Consider the following 16,425-nt stretch of genomic DNA (forward strand, 5'->3'; position numbering starts at 1 on the left):
AGCCGCTCATCGAGGGGCTCCCAGCGGAGGTCGTGATGGGCGATGCGGCCTACGATTCCGATGCGTTGCGATCCGCGATCGCCGCAAAAGGCGCTCAAGCCGTCATTCCGAACAACCCCTCACGGGCAATCAAATATCCGCTCAACAAACCCCTCTATGCCGAGCGTCATCTGATCGAATGCTGCTTCTCGAAACTGAAGCGTTTCAGGCGCGTTGCTACGCGCTACGAAAAAACGGCACGAAATTACTTCGCCGTCGTCGCTATCGCCGCAACACTGCTCTGGCTAAGGTAATTGTCCACACGACCTAGAGCATTTTCGGTTCTGATGGAATCAGAACCGATGCCCTAGATTCTTGTTTTGACGCGTTTTCTTCACGCGAACCGGTGTCCACTTCGCTCGAAAACGCTCTAAGCACCGTTCAAGCAAGCGCCGGTGACTGCACATGTTCGGGTCGCACGCCGATCCCGACAAAGCGCGCGGTGATGCCCTGCAGCCAGGGCACCGCCGTGATCAGCCGCACCGCAAACGGAATCTTGAGCGGCTGGTTGGCTGGCCCCAGCGCGCTGCTAATGATCCTGTTCTGCACGATGACCTGCATCGCCTGCGTCATCTTCATCGGAAATTCGCGCCGCCTGCGCACCGCGTCGAGTTCATCCTCGGTCGGACAGCCGCCGGCAAGCTTTGCCGCCAGCAGATTGGCGGTCGCGACCGCGTCCTGCACCGCGAGGTTGACACCGACGCCGCCGACCGGCGACATCGCATGCGCGGCGTCGCCGATGCAGAGCAGCCCCGGCAGCGTCCAGCGCTTCAGGCGATTGATCGCGACCGTCAGGAGCTTCACGTCGTCCCAGCTTTTAACCTCGGAAATGCCTGATTTCAGGATCGGCGCGATCCGCACCACGTCATCCAGCAGCGCCGCAAGTCCCCTCGCCTTCACGGCATCGTATTGTCCCTTGGCGATCACATAGGCGCATTGCCAATAATCGCCGCGGTTGAACGTGACCATCATTTTGCCGGGCTCGACGCGCGCGAACAGGTTTTCGTTCTCGTCCGGCCGCCGCCCGATGCGAAACCACAACACATCCATGGGCGCACCGATCTCCTCGACCGCGAGTCCGGCGCACTCGCGCACTGTGGAGTGGCGGCCGTCGCAGGCGATCGTCAGATCGGCCTCGATGTCGAGCGCGCCCTCCGGAGTCTTGGCCCTTACGCCTGTGACCGCTTCGCCATTGCGGATCAGATCGGTTGCCTCTGTGCTCATCAGCACCTGCAGCGAAGCGAAACGTTTGCCGCTCTCGCGCAGGAAATTGAGAAAATCCCATTGCGGCATCAGGGCAATGAACGGGTATTTTGCATCGAGGCGGGAAAGATCGGCGATCCGCACCTTGGCTCCGCCGAACATGCCATTGAGCTTCTGCAATTGCTGGTGCGGCAGCTTGAGGAAGCCGTCGATCAGCCCGAGTTCATCCATCACCTGCAAGGTCGAGGGATGCACCGTGTCGCCGCGAAAGTCGCGGAAGAAGTCGGCGTGCTTCTCCAGCACCACGACATCGATGCCGGCGCGGCCCAGGAGATAGCCGAGCATCATGCCCGCCGGCCCGCCGCCGACGATGCAGCAACGCACTTTTATCCTGCGCGCTGACGGATGCTGCAATACGTTGTCGACCATGATCTGTCTCCACGATGAAATCGCCCTCCGCCGTCATGCCCCGCGAAGGCGGGGCATCCACTATGCGGCAGCCTCTCCACTAAGCTCGGGCGCCTCTGCAATCCTGGCTCGTCCGGTCAAGCCGGACGATGACGACAGAGACGAGCTTAGCGCCGGAATGTCTTGATCTCCGACACGCTGCCGTCGCGATAGGTCAGCTCCACCGAGACCGACCTGGTCTGCGGCGCAAGCTTAAGATAGGGCTGCGCCTCGTGCGGGATCACGCTGGGGTCGCGCGGATCGCAGGGCGGCATCTTCAACACCTTGTCCGGCACTGCGCTGTCAATGCCGACACGCACCTCGCGGATCGCGCAGCGATAGGACATCAGGTGGGTGTAATAGACCAGGAGCCCGTTGAACTCGCGGAACGACAGCCAGCTCGTCGCGGTCATGTCGAGTATCTTGCGCTGGTCGCGGATCAGTGCCGCTTCGGGATCGAAGCGGATCGGAAACGGTCCCTGCATCTCCCCCGCCGTGTCGACATAGCGGACCTGGATGGTGCCGGCCGGCGCATCCGCCGCCAGTTCGATTGAAGGATTGGGCATCCTTTTGCGGGTGCGTGGATCGAGCGTGTCGATGAATCCGGTCTCGCGGAAATCGCCGCTGTCGCCGATCCGCCAGGAGATCCCGAGCGCAGGGTCGGCGATCGAGAACACCACCGTCCAGCCGCCATTGTGGCGGGAGAAACTCGCGATCGGCGCGTTGACGGAATCGTCCTTCGGGATGCGCGGCACCGAGACCGGCGGCAATGCCGCAAGCTTCTGCGGTGCCTCGGCAGCTCCCGCCACCTCCGGTCCTTTCGCCATGCCGTTCAAGAACACGTCGTCCACCATCTGGTCGAAATAAACCGGGATCTGCTTGTGCCTGATCGTCTCGGCCGCCTCGCTGACCAGGCGGCGCGTCTGCTGGGCGACCTGGACGAGATTCCTGCCTGGCCGCAGCAGCTCCTTGGCGAAAGTACGCGTGAACACCGAATTGGGATTGGTATCGTCGTTGGAAAGCCGATCGAGCGCGGTCTGGCGCGGGCCGGCCGAGAACACCGAGAACACGCCCTCCGGCAACTGTGTCATCGGTGCGAGCCCGGCGCCGCCGGCGATCGAGCGCGTTCCTGGCCGCTCGAACGGATTGTTGCGGCAGGCATCGAACACCAGGATCGAGGTGTGTGCTTTCTTGTTCTGCAGGCGCTCGACGATGCGGTCGGCGAGAACAGATGCGTCGCGGACCAGCTCCTCCTGGCCCTCGATCGCCGCCGGCACGTCGGTCGGCAGCAGGAAATTCTGGCCGGCAATCTCGAAGCCATGGCCGGCGTAGAAGAAGAACGCGGTGTCGCCGGGCTCGATCGCCTTGTCGAAGGCGAGCAGCGTCTCGGAGAATTGCTGCCGGTTCTGGTTCTCAGCGATCATCACGGAGAAGCCGAGCTGCTTCAGCGTGCCCCCCATGGTGCGGGCGTCGTTGACCGCCTTCTGCAGTTTCGGGACGTTTTTGTAGTCATTGTTGCCGACGACCAGCGCAACGCGCTTTTCGGCCTGTGCGGGCACCCCGAGAGTGGCCGATGCCAGGGCAATGCCCACGACCGTCAGAACTCTCGAAAGAACACCACCCATCCTCTGCCCCGCTCAGCAAGCGCCCGTAACGCACGACCGTCGATGCCATAGTCGGCGCACCGCCCCAACCGGTTCAGTCTACGACCTTTCGGGCCCACCCAGTACCACCCCGCCATTTGACGGCCAAATGACAGCTCGCCCGTTATTTGTGCGAAAACATTAAGGTTTTTCGGCCATTTGCCTGGTTCCCAGATTGACTTTGGCGATTTCGAACCTATGTTCCGGTCAACGCGGCCTTGGATCGATACGCGATTCCCCGAGTTCGCCGCCCGTCAGCGTCAGTCAGAGCCCCCGAGCTTTTTTGAGAAGCAACGCCGTTTCGGGGCGAAACGCGACCAGCCTTTTTACCCTCGATTCCGAACGGCGGTGTCGACAAGAGGCTCAATGTCTTTTTCCAATCTCGGCCTTTCCGACAAGGTCTTGGCCGCCGTAGCGGCCACCGGATACACCAATCCCACGCCTATTCAGGAACAGGCGATCCCCCACGTTCTCGCCCGCCGCGATGTCCTCGGCATCGCCCAGACAGGCACCGGCAAGACCGCCGCCTTCGTTCTTCCGATGCTCACCATCCTCGAGAAAGGCCGGGCCCGCGCACGGATGCCACGGACCCTGATCCTCGAGCCGACGCGCGAGCTCGCTGCCCAGGTGAAGGAAAACTTCGACCGCTATGGCGCCGGACAGAAACTCAACGTGGCGCTCCTGATCGGCGGCGTCTCGTTCGGCGACCAGGACAGCAAATTGACCCGCGGCGTCGACGTCCTGATCGCAACCCCCGGGCGGCTGCTCGACCATACCGAGCGCGGCGGGCTATTGCTCACAGGCGTCGAGCTGCTCGTGATCGATGAAGCGGACCGCATGCTGGACATGGGCTTCATCCCCGATATCGAGCGCATCTGCAAACTGGTGCCCTTCACCCGACAGACGCTGTTCTTCACCGCCACCATGCCGCCGGAAATCCGGCGCGTCACCGAAGCCTTCCTCCACAACCCGGTCCGGGTGGAAGTCTCCAAGCCCGCCACCACTGCCGTCACCGTCACGCAATCGCAGGTGCCCGCAGGGCGCGAGCCGCATCAGAAGCGCGAAATCCTCCGCCGCCTGCTGCGCGAGGCCAAAGATCTCAACAACGCGATTATCTTCTGCAATCGCAAGCGCGAAGTCGCCGTTCTTCACAAGTCGCTGCAGAAACACGGCTTCAGCGTCGGCGCACTGCACGGCGACATGGATCAGGCCGCCCGCATGGCGGCGCTCGATCAATTCCGCAAGGGCGAGTTGCCGCTCCTGGTCGCCTCCGACGTCGCCGCTCGCGGCCTCGACATTCCCGCCGTCAGCCACGTCTTCAATTTCGACGTCCCGCATCATCCCGACGATTACGTTCACCGCATCGGCCGCACCGGCCGCGCGGGCCGCACCGGTACCGCGATCTCGATCGTTACGCCGCTCGACACCAAGTCGATCACCGCGATCGAGAAGCTGATCGGGCAGCCGATCCCGCGCGCCGAAGGTGACTTTACGGTTCAATCGGATGAGAGCGAGACCGACGAGCAGCCACGCGAGGCACGGCGCCGCGACGGTTCACGTGAGCGCAGCGGCCGCAACCCGCGGCGCGAACGCGAGCCGCGTCATGGTCATGGCCGCGATGGTCGCAACGGCAATGCGCAGCCGCCGCAAGCCGCTAGCTCGCGCGTTCCTTCCATCGGCCGCCCGGAGCCGCGACGCGCACCGCGCGAGGTCGACTCAGAGCCGGCCGATCACTCACATCTGCCCGCGTTTCTGCTGCGCCCCGTGCGGGCCCGCGTCTAAAGCATTTTCGGTTCTGATTGAATCAGAACCGAAGCTCTAGATTCTTGTTTGACGCGCTTTCTTCGCAGATAAGTCTACGCAATCTGCGTAAACTTGATTGCCATGCGAACTGGCGTCCACTTCGCTTGAAAACGCTGTAACTTTTGCACAGCGCCGGTCGACTCGAACCGACGCTCTAATCTCTTGGCTTGTTTCGCTTTTTTGTGCCGCCGATTCTTCCATCAGGATCGTCGGCGCGCAGCGTGCGATTCCCCTGTTTACGGGGCGTTCATTATCCTCCATTAGCGTGGCAACAATAATTTAGTCATTGCGGCTGGGCAACGCGGCGCGGCTCGGCATTGGGGACTTGATCAGTGGTCAAGCTGCTGGACGAACACGAACGCACGATGGCTTTTGCGGAGGTTGCGCTTGGCCAGATCAGGTCGCTTCGTCAGACCGCCGTCCCCCGCAACTACGAAATCTGGTACGTCTACGCGACCGGATACAACGCTCCCCTCAACAAGATCATCAACGAGACTTTGGCGCGCAACGGTAAGCTGAGCGAAGCCGACCTCGAACAGATCTACGAGACCTATCTCTCCCACATCAAGACATCCGATCGCATCGACAAGGTCGGCGCGCGTGTGATCGGCGAGATCGACGATGTCATGACGCTGATCTCGGACGCGCTCGGCATGTCCGCGAGCTACGACGCAAGCCTGAACGGCGCCAGCGAAAAACTTGCGGGCGCGAAGAACCGCGACCAGATCATGCCGATCATCGAGCAGCTTGTGAAGTCCACGCAGGAGATGCGTGAAACCAACAAGGCGTTGGAGAATCGCCTTGCGCTGTCAAAGACCGAGATCAGCAATCTCCAGCACAGCCTGGAGGCGATCCGCGCCGAAAGCCTGACCGATCCGCTGACCGGGCTCGGAAACCGCAAATATTTCGACCGCTCGATCGAGATGGCAGTGCAGACCGCGATCGCCAATGATCAGCCGCTGTCGCTGCTGATGTTCGACATCGACCATTTCAAATCATTCAACGATTCCTATGGCCATCTCACCGGCGACCAGGTGCTGCGGCTGGTCGGCATGTCCTTGAAGCAGACGATCAAGGGCCAGGACATCACCGCGCGCTACGGCGGCGAGGAATTCGCGGTCGTGCTGCCCAACACCGGGCTACGCCAGGCGCTGACGGTGGCCGACCACATCCGCCGCGCCGTGATGGCGAAGGAATTGAAGAAGAAGTCCACCGGCGAGATTCTCGGCCGCGTGACCATCTCGGTCGGTGTCTCCTTGCTGAAGCCGGGCGACGACACGGATGCGCTGATCGAGCGTGCCGACGCCTGCCTCTACGCCGCCAAGCGCGCCGGCCGCAACCGCGTGGTCTGCGAAGTCGACCCCGAATACACCGCCGAAATCCGCAGCCGCGTGGCCTGACGACTTCGCGGCGGTTTTCGCGTTTTCGGATACGCTCTTTCCCCCGTCATTGCGAGCGAAGCCAAGCAATCCATGCCTGCACAAGCGGCGAAATGGATTGCTTCGCTTCGCTCGCAATGACGGATGAGCCATCCTCGACCGTCGTCAGGACCTCTTACGCGGCGATTTCTGTTTGGCTTTCTTCACTGCTTTCTTTTTCGCGACGGGCTTCTTGACCGCGCCCTTCTTGGTCGGAGCCTTCGCCGCCTTCCTCACCTTCGGCCGTTTGCGCAATGCGGCGCGCTGGGCAGCGGCGAGCGCGGCTCTCGCCCATTGCGCCAGCTCTTCCGAATCGTCGAACAGCCGCGCCGGCAACTGCCAGTAGGAGTTTACCGTGATGGTCCTGGTGCTGGTCTGATATTGGAACGGCTTCGAGCCTTCCGCTTCGAACCGCGGAATGGTCTCTTCGTCGGCGCGAAAATAGAGCCCGGCGCGCAGCGATAGCGCGAAGTTGGTGCCGTCGGCGGAGATGCCGTGGCCGGAGAACATCCGGCGGATGGTGACGGGGCCGAAATCCGCAAACAGATCGATCAGGAATTCGCGGTCCATCATCGCGCCAGCTCAGCCGATCTCACCCGCGGCCCATCCTTCGAGACGGCCGCTACGCGGCCTCCTCAGGATGAGGTCCGTGTACTTGGCGAGCGGCCTACACCTTCGCCGGCGTAAGCTGCACCGACTCGCCGCAGCCGCAGGCGGAAACCTGGTTCGGGTTGTTGAAGATGAACTGCGCCTGCATCTTGTCGGCCTTGTAGTCCATCTCGGTGCCGAGCAGGAACAGGACTGCCTTGGGATCGACCAGAATCTTCACGCCCTTGTCCTCGACCACCTCGTCGGTCGGCCGGATCTCGTGGGCGTATTCGACCGTATAGGACTGGCCGGCGCAGCCACCATTCTTGATGCCGACGCGAAGGCCGACGATCTCGGAATCGGCGCGCTTGGTCAGTTCCGTGATCCGCGCAGCCGCGGCATCCGTCAGTTTCATCACCTGCGGGCGCGGCCGCGGCTTCGGCTTGGCAACTGGTGCGATAGTGTCCATTGCAGCGGCTCTCTCTCCCTACGATGCAGAGCGGCAAAGTCTGTCATCTCAAAAATAACAACGAAATTCCGGCTGTGAAGGTCTCATGTTCGCAATTGGCTAGAACTTCTCCGAACGCCTAGATCTCTGTTTGAGCATAACCTCCGCGCAAACGCTTCGCGTTTGTCTCGAGGGAAAACCGGCCTCCACTTTTCCGGATCAATGCTCTAGTAGATGGCCCATACTCCCGGTGTGACCAGTTCCAGCAGGTGCTTGTCCGGATCGCGGAAGTAGATGCTCTTGCCGCCGCGCGGCCAGTCGGTCCTGCCTTCGATCGCGACATCGTGCTCGCCAAGCCGCTTTTCCCAGGCCGGCAGTTCGTCCGCGGCGATGGCAAAGGCCGCGTGGATCGGGCCGTCGCCGTCGTGCGGCGGAATGTTGCCGCCGGGCAGATGGACCGTCTCCAGCGTGGCGCCACGACGAAACAGCAACAGCACGTTACGGCCTGCTACGTCGAAGGCCAGAAACCGCGAATCGCTGGTCAACGGCTCAAGACCGAGCACATCGGTGTAGAACGCGCGGGCGCGGTCGAGATCATCGACATAGAGTGCGGTCTCGATGACACCGGATAGCTTCGGCAACGAACCTCACCACATGTTGAGCACGAGGCGGGCCTCGTCGCTCATCCGATCCGGCGTCCATGCCGGCTCCCAGACCAGGTTGACATTGACGACGCCGACGCCGGGAACGCTGGCCAGCGCATTCTCCACCATGGTTGGCAATTCGCCGGCCGCCGGGCAGTTTGGCGTGGTCAGCGTCATCTCGACGTCGACGCCGCGGTCGTCCTTGAGATCGACCTTGTAGATCAATCCGAGTTCGTAGATGTCAGCCGGTATTTCCGGGTCGAACACCGTCTTCAGCGCCGCCACGATCTCCTGGCTGAGACGCTCGGTCTCTTCCGGCGGCAGAGCGGAGCTCGTCTCCACATGGGCGGCTTTGACGTCGTCGGCTGTCTCGGTCATGCGAACAATTCCCCGGCCTTGATCAAGGCTTGCGCCAGATGGTCGACCTCTTCCCTCGTATTATACATGCCGAACGAGGCCCGGCACGTGGCTGTGACATTGAACCGCTCTAAGAGCGGCATCACGCAATGGGTGCCGGCGCGGACCGCAATGCCCTGGCGGTCGATCACGGTCGCGACGTCATGGGGATGGGCGCCCTTCATCTCGAAGGAGATCACCGGCCCCTTCTCCCGGGCGGTGCCGATCAGCCGCAGCGAATTGATCTCGCGCAGGCGCTCCTGGGCGTAGGTCAGCAGGCCGTGCTCGTGAGCGGCGATGCGCTCCTTGCCGATCGAATTGACGTAGTCGATCGCAGCGCCCAGCCCGATCGCCTGGACGATCGGCGGCGTTCCTGCCTCGAATTTGTGCGGCGGGTCGCCATAGGTGACCCAGTCCTTCGCGACCTCGCGGATCATCTCGCCGCCGCCGTTATACGGACGCATCGCCACCAGGTGCTCATGCTTGGCATAGAGCGCGCCGATGCCGGTCGGGCCGTAGACCTTGTGGCCGGTGAAGGCGTAGAAATCGCAATCGAGGTCCTGGACGTCGATCGGCAGATGCACAGCGCCTTGCGCGCCGTCGACCAGCACGGGAATGCCGCGGTCATGTGCGATCCTGACGACCTCCTTGATCGGAACCAGCGTGCCGAGCGCGTTCGACATCTGCGTGATCGCGACCAGCTTGGTGCGCGGCGAGAGCAGCTTCTCGAATTCCTCGATCAGGAAATTGCCGTCGTCGTCGACCGGAGCCCATTTGATGACGGCGCCGTGCCGCTCGCGCAGGAAATGCCAGGGCACGATGTTGGAATGGTGCTCCATGATCGAGAGCACGATCTCGTCGCCCTGCCCGATATTGGGCTCGCCCCACGAGGAGGCGACCAGGTTGATCGCCTCGGTGACGTTGCGGGTGAAGATAATCTCTTCGCTGCGCCGCGCGTTGACGAACTTCGCCACTTTTGCGCGGGCGCCTTCGTAAGCTTCGGTCGCGGCATTGGCGAGGTAATGCAGGCCGCGATGCACATTGGCGTATTCGGTCTTGTAGGCCTCGGCCATGCGGTCAAGCACGGCATTCGGTTTCTGCGCGGAGGCCGCGTTGTCGAGATAGACCAGCGGCTTGCCATAGACCTGCAGCGCCAGCGCTGGAAAATCCTCGCGCACCCGCGCGACATCGTAGGAACCGTTGGCCACCGCCGGATGCGTGCTCATGCCCTCGCCTCCAGCCAGCGCTGTGCCGCCGCGATCACGTGCTCGCGCAGCGAGTCATTCGCGATGGATTCGATGGCCTCGCCGACAAAGGCCTGGATCAGGAGCGCCTGCGCTTCCCTTTCAGGAAGGCCGCGCGCACGCAGATAGAACAACAGACTCTCGTCCAGCGCGCCGGTGGTCGCGCCATGGCCACAGGTGACGTCGTCGGCAAAAATCTCGAGCTCCGGCTTGTTGTCGGCCTCAGCCTCGTCCGAGAGCAGGAGCGCCCGCGTCATCATCTTGGCGTCGGTCTTCTGCGCGTCCGGACGGACGACGATGCGGCCCTGGAACACCGAGTGGGCGCGGTCGTCGATCACGGCGCGGAACACTTCGCGGCTGGCGCAGTGCGGCACCGCGTGATCCATGAACATCGTGGTGTCGGCATGCTGCCGGCCCTTGATCAGGTTGACGCCGTTGGTGTCGACCCGCGCGCCCTCGCCCGCGAACACGATGGTCGGCTGATAGCGGCTGACGCTCGCGCCCGACACCATGCCAAAGGTGTTGAGCTGCGCATGCGCGCCGAGCGTCACCGCGGCGGAAGCAATGTTGAAAGCGTCTAACCCGTCCTCGACCAGACGGAGATGATCGAGCCGCGCATTGTCGCCGACTGAAACGATCAGGGAGTCGTAGGCCTGATACGCCTCTGTACCTTCGGCGGCGACAAAGCTTTCCACCAGCGTGGCGCTCGCATCGCGGCCCAGCCGGAACAGCGAACGGGTGAACATCGCGGCCGGCGTACCTACACTCGCCACATGGACGACATGCAGCGGTTGTTCCAGCACGGTGCCGTTGGCAATTTCGATCACGACGCCGTCGGTCGCCATCGCCGTGTTCAGCGCGATCATGGGATCGGAATTATCCGACGCCAGCAATTCGCCCTGCAGCGCGCCGTCGCCCGTTTCCAGCACCTCGCGCAGCGTGCGGACGGAAAAGCCCTTCTCGCCCTTGCCGAGATCGGAAAGCTTAGGCGCGAACACGCCGTCGACCAGCACCAGCCGCCGCGTGCCCTCGATAGCATGCAGCTTGAGCGCGGCTTCCGCGCGCGACAGCGCTGTCGTATCGGGTGATGCCGCCAGCGGCAGCACCTCGCGCATCAGGGCGCGCAGGTCCGTATATTTCCAGTCCTCGATCCGGCGATGCGGAAGGCCCGCGCGCTCAAAGGCCTCAAAGGCCTGCCGCCTCTGCTCGGCGACTTTGCCCGAGCCAGGCAGCCGCTCGCGCGCAAATGCGAAGCTGGTGCTCACCGCGCGCCCGGTATCGGTTTTTGCCAACACGACGTTCATCACGAATTCCGTTCAGGCTTAGGCGTCTTCGAACTGCGCATAGCCGGATTCTTCCAGCTGCAGCGCCAGTTCCTTGCCGCCAGTCTTCACCACCGAGCCCTTGGCCATCACGTGCACATAGTCCGGCACGATGTAGTTGAGCAGCCGCTGGTAGTGGGTGATCACGACCATGGCACGCTCGAGCGAACGCAGCGCGTTCACACCGTCAGCCGCGATCCTGAGCGCGTCGATGTCGAGACCTGAGTCCATTTCATCGAGGATGCAGAGGCTCGGCTCGAACAGTGCCATCTGCAGGATCTCGTTGCGCTTCTTCTCGCCACCGGAGAAGCCGACATTGACGCCGCGTTTCAGCATGTCCTGCGGAATGTTGAGCGACTTGGAGACCTCGCGGACCTTCTTCAGGAAGTCGGGCGTCGAATATTCGCTCTCGCCGCGCGCCTTGCGCTGCGCGTTCAGCGCGGTGCGCAGGAAGTTCATGGTGGCGACGCCAGGGATTTCGACCGGGTACTGGAACGCCAGGAACACGCCCTTGGCGGCGCGCTCGTCGGGCTCCATCTCCAGGAGATCCTCGCCGCGGAACAGGATCTGTCCACCCGTGACCTCATAGCCCGGCTTGCCGGCGATGACGTGGGAGAGCGTCGATTTGCCGGAGCCGTTCGGCCCCATGATCGCGTGCACCTCGCCGGGATTAACAGTCAGCGACAGGCCGTGGAGGATTTCGCGATCCTCGACACGGACTTGCAGGTCTTTCACTTCAAGCAATGCCATTACAGTTTTCCTAGATGTCATCCCAAGGCGCCGGTACGGCAGGCCCATGAGGGATGAGGATTATCCAACCGAACCTTCGAGCGAGATCGAGATCAGCTTCTGCGCCTCGACCGCGAACTCCATCGGCAGCTGCTGCAGCACATCCTTGACGAAGCCGTTGACGACGAGGCCAACCGCTTCCTCCTGGCTCAGCCCGCGCTGCACGCAGTAGAACAGCACGTCCTCGGAGATCTTCGAGGTGGTCGCCTCGTGCTCGAACGTCGCCGACGAGTTCTTCGCCTCGACGTAGGGCACGGTGTGCGCGCCGCATTTGTCGCCGATCAGGAGCGAATCGCAGGCGGTGTAGTTGCGCGCGCCGGTCGCTTTGCGGTGCGCGGTGACGAGGCCGCGATAGGTGTTCTGCGATTTGCCGGCGGCGATGCCCTTCGAGATGATCCGGCTCGAGGTGTTCTTGCCGAGATGGATCATCTTGGTGCCCGAGTCGACCTGCTGGTAGCCGTTCGAGATCGCGATCGAGTAGAACTCGCCGCGCGAATTGTCGCCGCGCAGGATGCAGCTCGGATATTTCCAGGTGATCGCCGATCCCGTTTCGACCTGGGTCCACGAGATCTTCGAATTGGCGCCGCGGCAGTCTCCACGCTTGGTGACGAAGTTGAAGATGCCGCCCAGCCCTTCCGAGTTGCCGGGGTACCAGTTCTGCACGGTCGAGTATTTGATCTCGGCGTCATCGAGCGCGATCAATTCGACCACGGCAGCGTGCAACTGATTCTCGTCGCGCTGCGGCGCGGTGCAGCCTTCGAGGTAAGAGACATACGAGCCCTTGTCGGCGATGATCAGCGTGCGCTCGAACTGGCCGGTGTTGCGCTCGTTGATGCGGAAATAGGTCGACAATTCCATCGGGCAGCGCACGCCCGGCGGCACGTAGACGAACGAGCCGTCGGAGAACACCGCCGAGTTCAGGGTCGCGAAGAAATTGTCTGACGTCGGCACCACGCTGCCGAGATACTTGCGCACCAGTTCAGGATGCTCGCGGATCGCTTCCGAGATCGGCATGAAGATCACGCCGGCCTTCTTCAATTCCTTCTGGAAGGTGGTCGCAACCGACACCGAATCGAAGACGGCATCGACCGCGATCTTGCGCTGCTCCGACGGCTCCCCGCCCGGGGGCGGCTCGACACCCTCGAGAATCGCGACTTCGCGCAGGGGAATGCCGAGCTTCTCGTAGGTCTTGAGAATCTCCGGATCGATCTCGTCGATCGACGACAGCGTCTTCTTCGGCTTAGGCGCCGCGTAATAATAGAGGTCCTGGTAGTCGATCTTGGGATAGTGGACGCGCGCCCAGGTCGGCTCGGTCATGGTCAGCCAGCGGCGATACGCCTCCAGGCGCCATTCCAGCATCCAGGCTGGCTCGTTCTTTTTCTCTGAGATGAAGCGGACGATATCTTCCGAGAGCCCCTTGGGGGCCTTTTCGGACTCGATAAGCGTCTCGAACCCATATCGATACTGATCGACGTCGATCCGTCGGACACGGTCGACCGTCTCCTGTACAGCAGGCATTCAATCCTCCGCTCGCGGTTTCAAGGACCGCGGTGGATCAGTTCTAAAGAGTGGTACGGTTGCTTAGTGGACGAAAAACCCGCTTAGAACCGTTCAAGCTGTGTTTCGTCCCCCTCTAAGTAAGGTATTGGCGAGCTTTAGCCAAGCCTTTACGGCCAAATCTATGTCTGTTGGGGATGTAGACCAGCCAAGACTAAGCCGCACTGCTCCCTGGGCGAGGTCCGGCGGGAACCCCATCGCGGCCAGGACGTGCGACGGCTGGACCTTTCCCGAGGAACACGCGGAACCCGAGGATACCGCAATTCCGGCGAGGTCGAAGCCGATCACGGCCGTCTCGGCCTTTAGCCCGGCCGCGGTGAACAGCGTCGTATTCGGCAGCCGTGGAACGTCGTCCGAGAATACAATAATACCATCAACCTGCCTGAGGCCAGCCTCAAGCCGGTCCCTCAAGGCCTTCAGCCGGACAGTGTCGGTCGCGAGGCTTGCCATTGCTGCCTTGGTAGCCGCGCCAAAGGCCGAGATGCCGGCCACGTTCTCGGTACCGGCACGGCGCCCGAGCTCCTGGCCACCGCCGCGCAGCAGAGGTTCGAGCCTCTCTACTCCCCCCGCCAGAACTACGGCCCCGACACCCTTGGGGCCGCCGATCTTGTGCGCCGAGAGCGTCACCATGTCCGCCTGCAGTGATTCGAGATCGAACGGAATCTTCCCGAAGGCCTGGATGGCATCGACGTGAAGCAGTCCGCCGGCGGCATGAACAATGCCGGCCGCCTCTCTGACCGGCTGCAGCGCGCCGGTCTCGTTGTTGGCCAGCATGACCGACACCAGTGCCGGCGGGCCGTCGGCAAGCTTGCTACGGAGGTCATCAAGATCAAGCACGCCTGACGGCGTCACCGCGATTGGTTCGATCGCCTCAGGCGCAAAGCGCCCGCCTGATAGTACCGAAGCATGCTCGATCGCCGACACCAGGAGCCGCTGGGCGGGAGCGCCGCCACCGCGTCGTACCCCAGGCGTCAGCGCCATTGCATTCGCTTCCGTGCCGCCAGAGGCGAAGACTACGTCCTGCGCCCTGCCGCCAACCGCAGCGGCGATCGCGCTCCTTGCGTCCTCGACCAGCCGCCGCGCCTGCCGCCCCTCGGCATGTACCGAGGACGGGTTGCCGCACAGCTCCCATGCCGCCGCCATCGCGGCTTTCGCTTCGGGGCGAAGCGGCGTGGTCGCATTCCAGTCGAGATAGACGCGGTCCATCATGGAGTATTATAATACCTAAACACTTCTTCCTGGTCCATGCCCGCGATCTTCGCTCGAATCCTGCCGGCGTTATGCCAGTTGGTGATTGCAACGCCGCCCGCAATCACCAGCTAACGCATTGAACACGCTTGGCGATGTTCAAGATGCTTGCTTTTTGCCCCTCGCCTCATGCTAGAACGCGGGCCTCAAAAACCAACCGAGGCGTCGTTCGTTCGCGCAAGCCGCCTGACGACGCCGATCGCGGTAAATCCAGCCACTTTGTCAGCCGGGGGCCGATGAAGTCAGCACAACTCGGTTGATTGCCCAGCGCCAACCATGGGTCAAGCGTAGGATCACTCAAGGGATCACGGATGCCTGAAGTCATTTTCAACGGCCCGGCGGGCCGTCTCGAAGGCCGCTACCACCCGGCCAAGCAGAAGAACGCGCCGATCGCCATGATCCTGCATCCGCACCCGCAGTTTCACGGCACGATGAATCACCAGATCGTCTACCAGTGCTACTATGCCTTCGCGCATCGCGGCTTCTCGGTGCTGCGCTTCAACTTCCGCGGAGTAGGCCGCAGCCAGGGCTCGTTCGACCACGGCACCGGCGAATTGTCGGATGCGGCGTCCGCGCTCGACTGGGCGCAGAGCATCAATCCCGAGGCGCGCGCCTGCTGGGTCGCGGGCTTTTCGTTCGGCGCCTGGATCGGCATGCAGCTTCTGATGCGCCGGCCCGAGGTCGAGGGATTCATCTCGATCGCGCCGCCCGCCAATCTCTATGACTTCTCGTTCCTCGCGCCCTGCCCCTCGTCTGGACTGATCGTGCATGGCGACAAGGACGCAGTGGTGCCGGCTAAGGACGTCAACACGCTGGTCGAGAAATTGAAGACGCAGAAGGGCATCGTGATCGATCAGCAGGTCATCCCCGGCGCCAACCATTTCTTCGACGGCAAGCTCGAGCCGTTGATGGAAACGGTCACCGGCTATCTCGACATGCGCCTCGCCAACGTGCGCTAAGGCAGCGATCCCGTAGCCCGGGTGGAGCGAAGCGTAACCCGGGACAACTGCATCCGCGTCGCGAGCAGCCCCGGATTGCGCTGCGCTCCATCCGGGCTACGAAGGCCGCCGTTTACGCCGCAAGCTTCAACAAGTGCGCGTCATGCTGCCTGAGGAAGGCGCGCAACGATTGCGGATAATCGACGCCGACCGCGGCCTTCACGCTCGAACGCTTCGCCAGCTCCGCACGCCACTTCCGCACCTTCGGCATGTCCTTGAACACCGCAAGGTCGGTGAACTCGTCGAACACGTCGAAATAGCGGAAGATCGGCGCAAACACCGCATCCACCAGGCTGAACTTTTCACCCGCAAAGTAGTCGTCCGTGAAGAATCGCCCAAGCCATTGATGTGGAGTCGATTTTTCGGTCGTGAGGGGGTTTGAGATTGCAAGCTTTCGGGGTTTGACGCCGCAAAAGCTTGCAAATCTGCATTTGAGGATACCGCCGAATCGCGCGTCGTGATTCCCTCGGTCTGACCGGAGGGGACGATGAAGCCAAAGGAACGACGCGACAGCGGACAGGCCGATCTTCTGCGCTCCCGGCTGGACGCGATCCTCGACATGGATCATGCACTGGTGAAGCTTTCGCGGACGATCGACTGGTCGGTCCTGGAACAGCGGTTCGGTGCGGTGTATGAGG

Annotated in this window: 16 protein-coding genes and 1 pseudogene; 5 read left to right on the plus strand and 12 right to left on the minus strand. The window is 62.5% G+C overall.

Annotated features, from left to right (window positions below):
* On the plus strand, positions 1-293 hold a 293-nt coding region (locus K288_RS0139235), incomplete at its 5' end, for an IS5/IS1182 family transposase (protein WP_027584363.1).
* 127 nt (positions 294-420) lie between these two features.
* Here K288_RS0139235 and K288_RS0139240 read toward each other — a convergent pair.
* A complete protein-coding gene (locus tag K288_RS0139240) occupies positions 421-1,671 on the minus strand; it encodes an FAD-dependent oxidoreductase (protein WP_027584364.1) in 1,251 nt (416 codons plus the stop codon).
* A 146-nt stretch (positions 1,672-1,817) separates the two neighbouring features.
* Positions 1,818-3,314 carry a caspase family protein gene (locus tag K288_RS0139245; protein WP_027584365.1) on the minus strand — a complete coding sequence of 499 codons (1,497 nt, stop codon included), beginning with the start codon at positions 3,312-3,314 and terminating at the stop codon, positions 1,818-1,820.
* A 384-nt stretch (positions 3,315-3,698) separates the two neighbouring features.
* Here K288_RS0139245 and K288_RS0139250 point away from each other — a divergent pair, with 384 nt between their 5' ends.
* A complete protein-coding gene (locus K288_RS0139250; protein WP_027584366.1) occupies positions 3,699-5,114 on the plus strand; it encodes a DEAD/DEAH box helicase in 1,416 nt (471 codons plus the stop codon).
* Positions 5,115-5,467: 353 nt separating this feature from the next.
* Positions 5,468-6,535, plus strand: a complete 1,068-nt coding sequence (locus K288_RS0139255; protein ID WP_027584367.1) for a GGDEF domain-containing protein — start codon at positions 5,468-5,470, stop codon at positions 6,533-6,535.
* 144 nt (positions 6,536-6,679) lie between these two features.
* Here K288_RS0139255 and K288_RS0139260 read toward each other — a convergent pair whose 3' ends face one another.
* The 9 genes from K288_RS0139260 to K288_RS0139300 form a co-directional block, all read right to left on the minus strand.
* Positions 6,680-7,123: a TfoX/Sxy family protein gene (locus tag K288_RS0139260; protein ID WP_027584368.1), complete on the minus strand. Its 444-nt coding sequence runs from the start codon at positions 7,121-7,123 to the stop codon at positions 6,680-6,682.
* A gap of 97 nt (positions 7,124-7,220) precedes the next feature.
* On the minus strand, positions 7,221-7,610 hold the full coding sequence (locus K288_RS0139265; RefSeq protein ID WP_027584369.1) for an iron-sulfur cluster assembly accessory protein: 390 nt from the start codon (positions 7,608-7,610) through the stop codon (positions 7,221-7,223).
* 206 nt (positions 7,611-7,816) lie between these two features.
* Positions 7,817-8,230 carry a VOC family protein gene (locus tag K288_RS0139270; protein WP_027584370.1) on the minus strand — a complete coding sequence of 138 codons (414 nt, stop codon included), beginning with the start codon at positions 8,228-8,230 and terminating at the stop codon, positions 7,817-7,819.
* A gap of 6 nt (positions 8,231-8,236) precedes the next feature.
* On the minus strand, positions 8,237-8,611 hold the full coding sequence (locus K288_RS0139275) for an SUF system Fe-S cluster assembly protein (RefSeq protein ID WP_027584371.1): 375 nt from the start codon (positions 8,609-8,611) through the stop codon (positions 8,237-8,239).
* Complete coding sequence (locus K288_RS0139280; RefSeq protein WP_027584372.1) at positions 8,608-9,855, minus strand: cysteine desulfurase; 1,248 nt, start codon at positions 9,853-9,855, stop codon at positions 8,608-8,610. The genes K288_RS0139275 and K288_RS0139280 overlap by 4 nt, the downstream gene beginning before the upstream one ends.
* On the minus strand, positions 9,852-11,177 hold the full coding sequence (gene sufD, locus K288_RS0139285; protein WP_027584373.1) for a Fe-S cluster assembly protein SufD: 1,326 nt from the start codon (positions 11,175-11,177) through the stop codon (positions 9,852-9,854). The genes K288_RS0139280 and sufD overlap by 4 nt, the downstream gene beginning before the upstream one ends.
* A gap of 18 nt (positions 11,178-11,195) precedes the next feature.
* Positions 11,196-11,945 carry a Fe-S cluster assembly ATPase SufC gene (gene sufC / locus K288_RS0139290; RefSeq protein ID WP_027584374.1) on the minus strand — a complete coding sequence of 250 codons (750 nt, stop codon included), beginning with the start codon at positions 11,943-11,945 and terminating at the stop codon, positions 11,196-11,198.
* Between the two features lie 60 nt (positions 11,946-12,005).
* Positions 12,006-13,502 carry a Fe-S cluster assembly protein SufB gene (sufB, locus tag K288_RS0139295; RefSeq protein WP_027584375.1) on the minus strand — a complete coding sequence of 499 codons (1,497 nt, stop codon included), beginning with the start codon at positions 13,500-13,502 and terminating at the stop codon, positions 12,006-12,008.
* Positions 13,503-13,595: 93 nt separating this feature from the next.
* Entirely contained in the window at positions 13,596-14,750 is a 1,155-nt protein-coding gene (locus tag K288_RS0139300; protein ID WP_027584376.1) for a cysteine desulfurase family protein, read from the minus strand.
* 350 nt (positions 14,751-15,100) lie between these two features.
* Between K288_RS0139300 and K288_RS0139305 the strand changes: the two genes are divergently transcribed.
* Positions 15,101-15,748: an alpha/beta hydrolase gene (locus K288_RS0139305; protein WP_027584377.1), complete on the plus strand. Its 648-nt coding sequence runs from the start codon at positions 15,101-15,103 to the stop codon at positions 15,746-15,748.
* Between the two features lie 112 nt (positions 15,749-15,860).
* Here the strand turns inward: K288_RS0139305 and K288_RS55705 are convergent, their stop codons facing one another.
* Entirely contained in the window at positions 15,861-16,313 is a 453-nt protein-coding gene (locus tag K288_RS55705) for a glutathione binding-like protein (RefSeq protein WP_343209508.1), read from the minus strand.
* On the opposite strand from K288_RS55705, the pseudogene K288_RS55160 reads away from it, so the two are divergent.
* Positions 16,275-16,425 (plus strand): annotated as a pseudogene (locus tag K288_RS55160) (IS5/IS1182 family transposase); the annotation flags it as partial. The gene K288_RS55705 and the pseudogene K288_RS55160 sit on opposite strands and share 39 nt — an antisense overlap.

The sequence above is a fragment of the Bradyrhizobium sp. Ai1a-2 genome (assembly GCF_000426245.1).
Taxonomy (GTDB): Bacteria; Pseudomonadota; Alphaproteobacteria; order Rhizobiales; family Xanthobacteraceae; genus Bradyrhizobium.

What these genes read in the sequence shown, in the direction of transcription:
- K288_RS0139240 (WP_027584364.1), bottom strand. Translation starts at nt 1,671, where the DNA reads ATGGTCGACAACGTATTGCAGCATCCGTCAGCGCGCAGGATAAAAGTG.
- K288_RS0139245 (WP_027584365.1), bottom strand. Translation starts at nt 3,314, where the DNA reads ATGGGTGGTGTTCTTTCGAGAGTTCTGACGGTCGTGGGCATTGCCCTG.
- K288_RS0139250 (WP_027584366.1), top strand. Translation starts at nt 3,699, where the DNA reads ATGTCTTTTTCCAATCTCGGCCTTTCCGACAAGGTCTTGGCCGCCGTA.
- K288_RS0139260 (WP_027584368.1), bottom strand. Translation starts at nt 7,123, where the DNA reads ATGGACCGCGAATTCCTGATCGATCTGTTTGCGGATTTCGGCCCCGTC.
- K288_RS0139265 (WP_027584369.1), bottom strand. Translation starts at nt 7,610, where the DNA reads ATGGACACTATCGCACCAGTTGCCAAGCCGAAGCCGCGGCCGCGCCCG.
- K288_RS0139275 (WP_027584371.1), bottom strand. Translation starts at nt 8,611, where the DNA reads ATGACCGAGACAGCCGACGACGTCAAAGCCGCCCATGTGGAGACGAGC.
- K288_RS0139280 (WP_027584372.1), bottom strand. Translation starts at nt 9,855, where the DNA reads ATGAGCACGCATCCGGCGGTGGCCAACGGTTCCTACGATGTCGCGCGG.
- sufD (WP_027584373.1), bottom strand. Translation starts at nt 11,177, where the DNA reads ATGAACGTCGTGTTGGCAAAAACCGATACCGGGCGCGCGGTGAGCACC.
- sufC (WP_027584374.1), bottom strand. Translation starts at nt 11,945, where the DNA reads ATGGCATTGCTTGAAGTGAAAGACCTGCAAGTCCGTGTCGAGGATCGC.
- sufB (WP_027584375.1), bottom strand. Translation starts at nt 13,502, where the DNA reads ATGCCTGCTGTACAGGAGACGGTCGACCGTGTCCGACGGATCGACGTC.
- K288_RS0139300 (WP_027584376.1), bottom strand. Translation starts at nt 14,750, where the DNA reads ATGATGGACCGCGTCTATCTCGACTGGAATGCGACCACGCCGCTTCGC.
- K288_RS0139305 (WP_027584377.1), top strand. Translation starts at nt 15,101, where the DNA reads ATGCCTGAAGTCATTTTCAACGGCCCGGCGGGCCGTCTCGAAGGCCGC.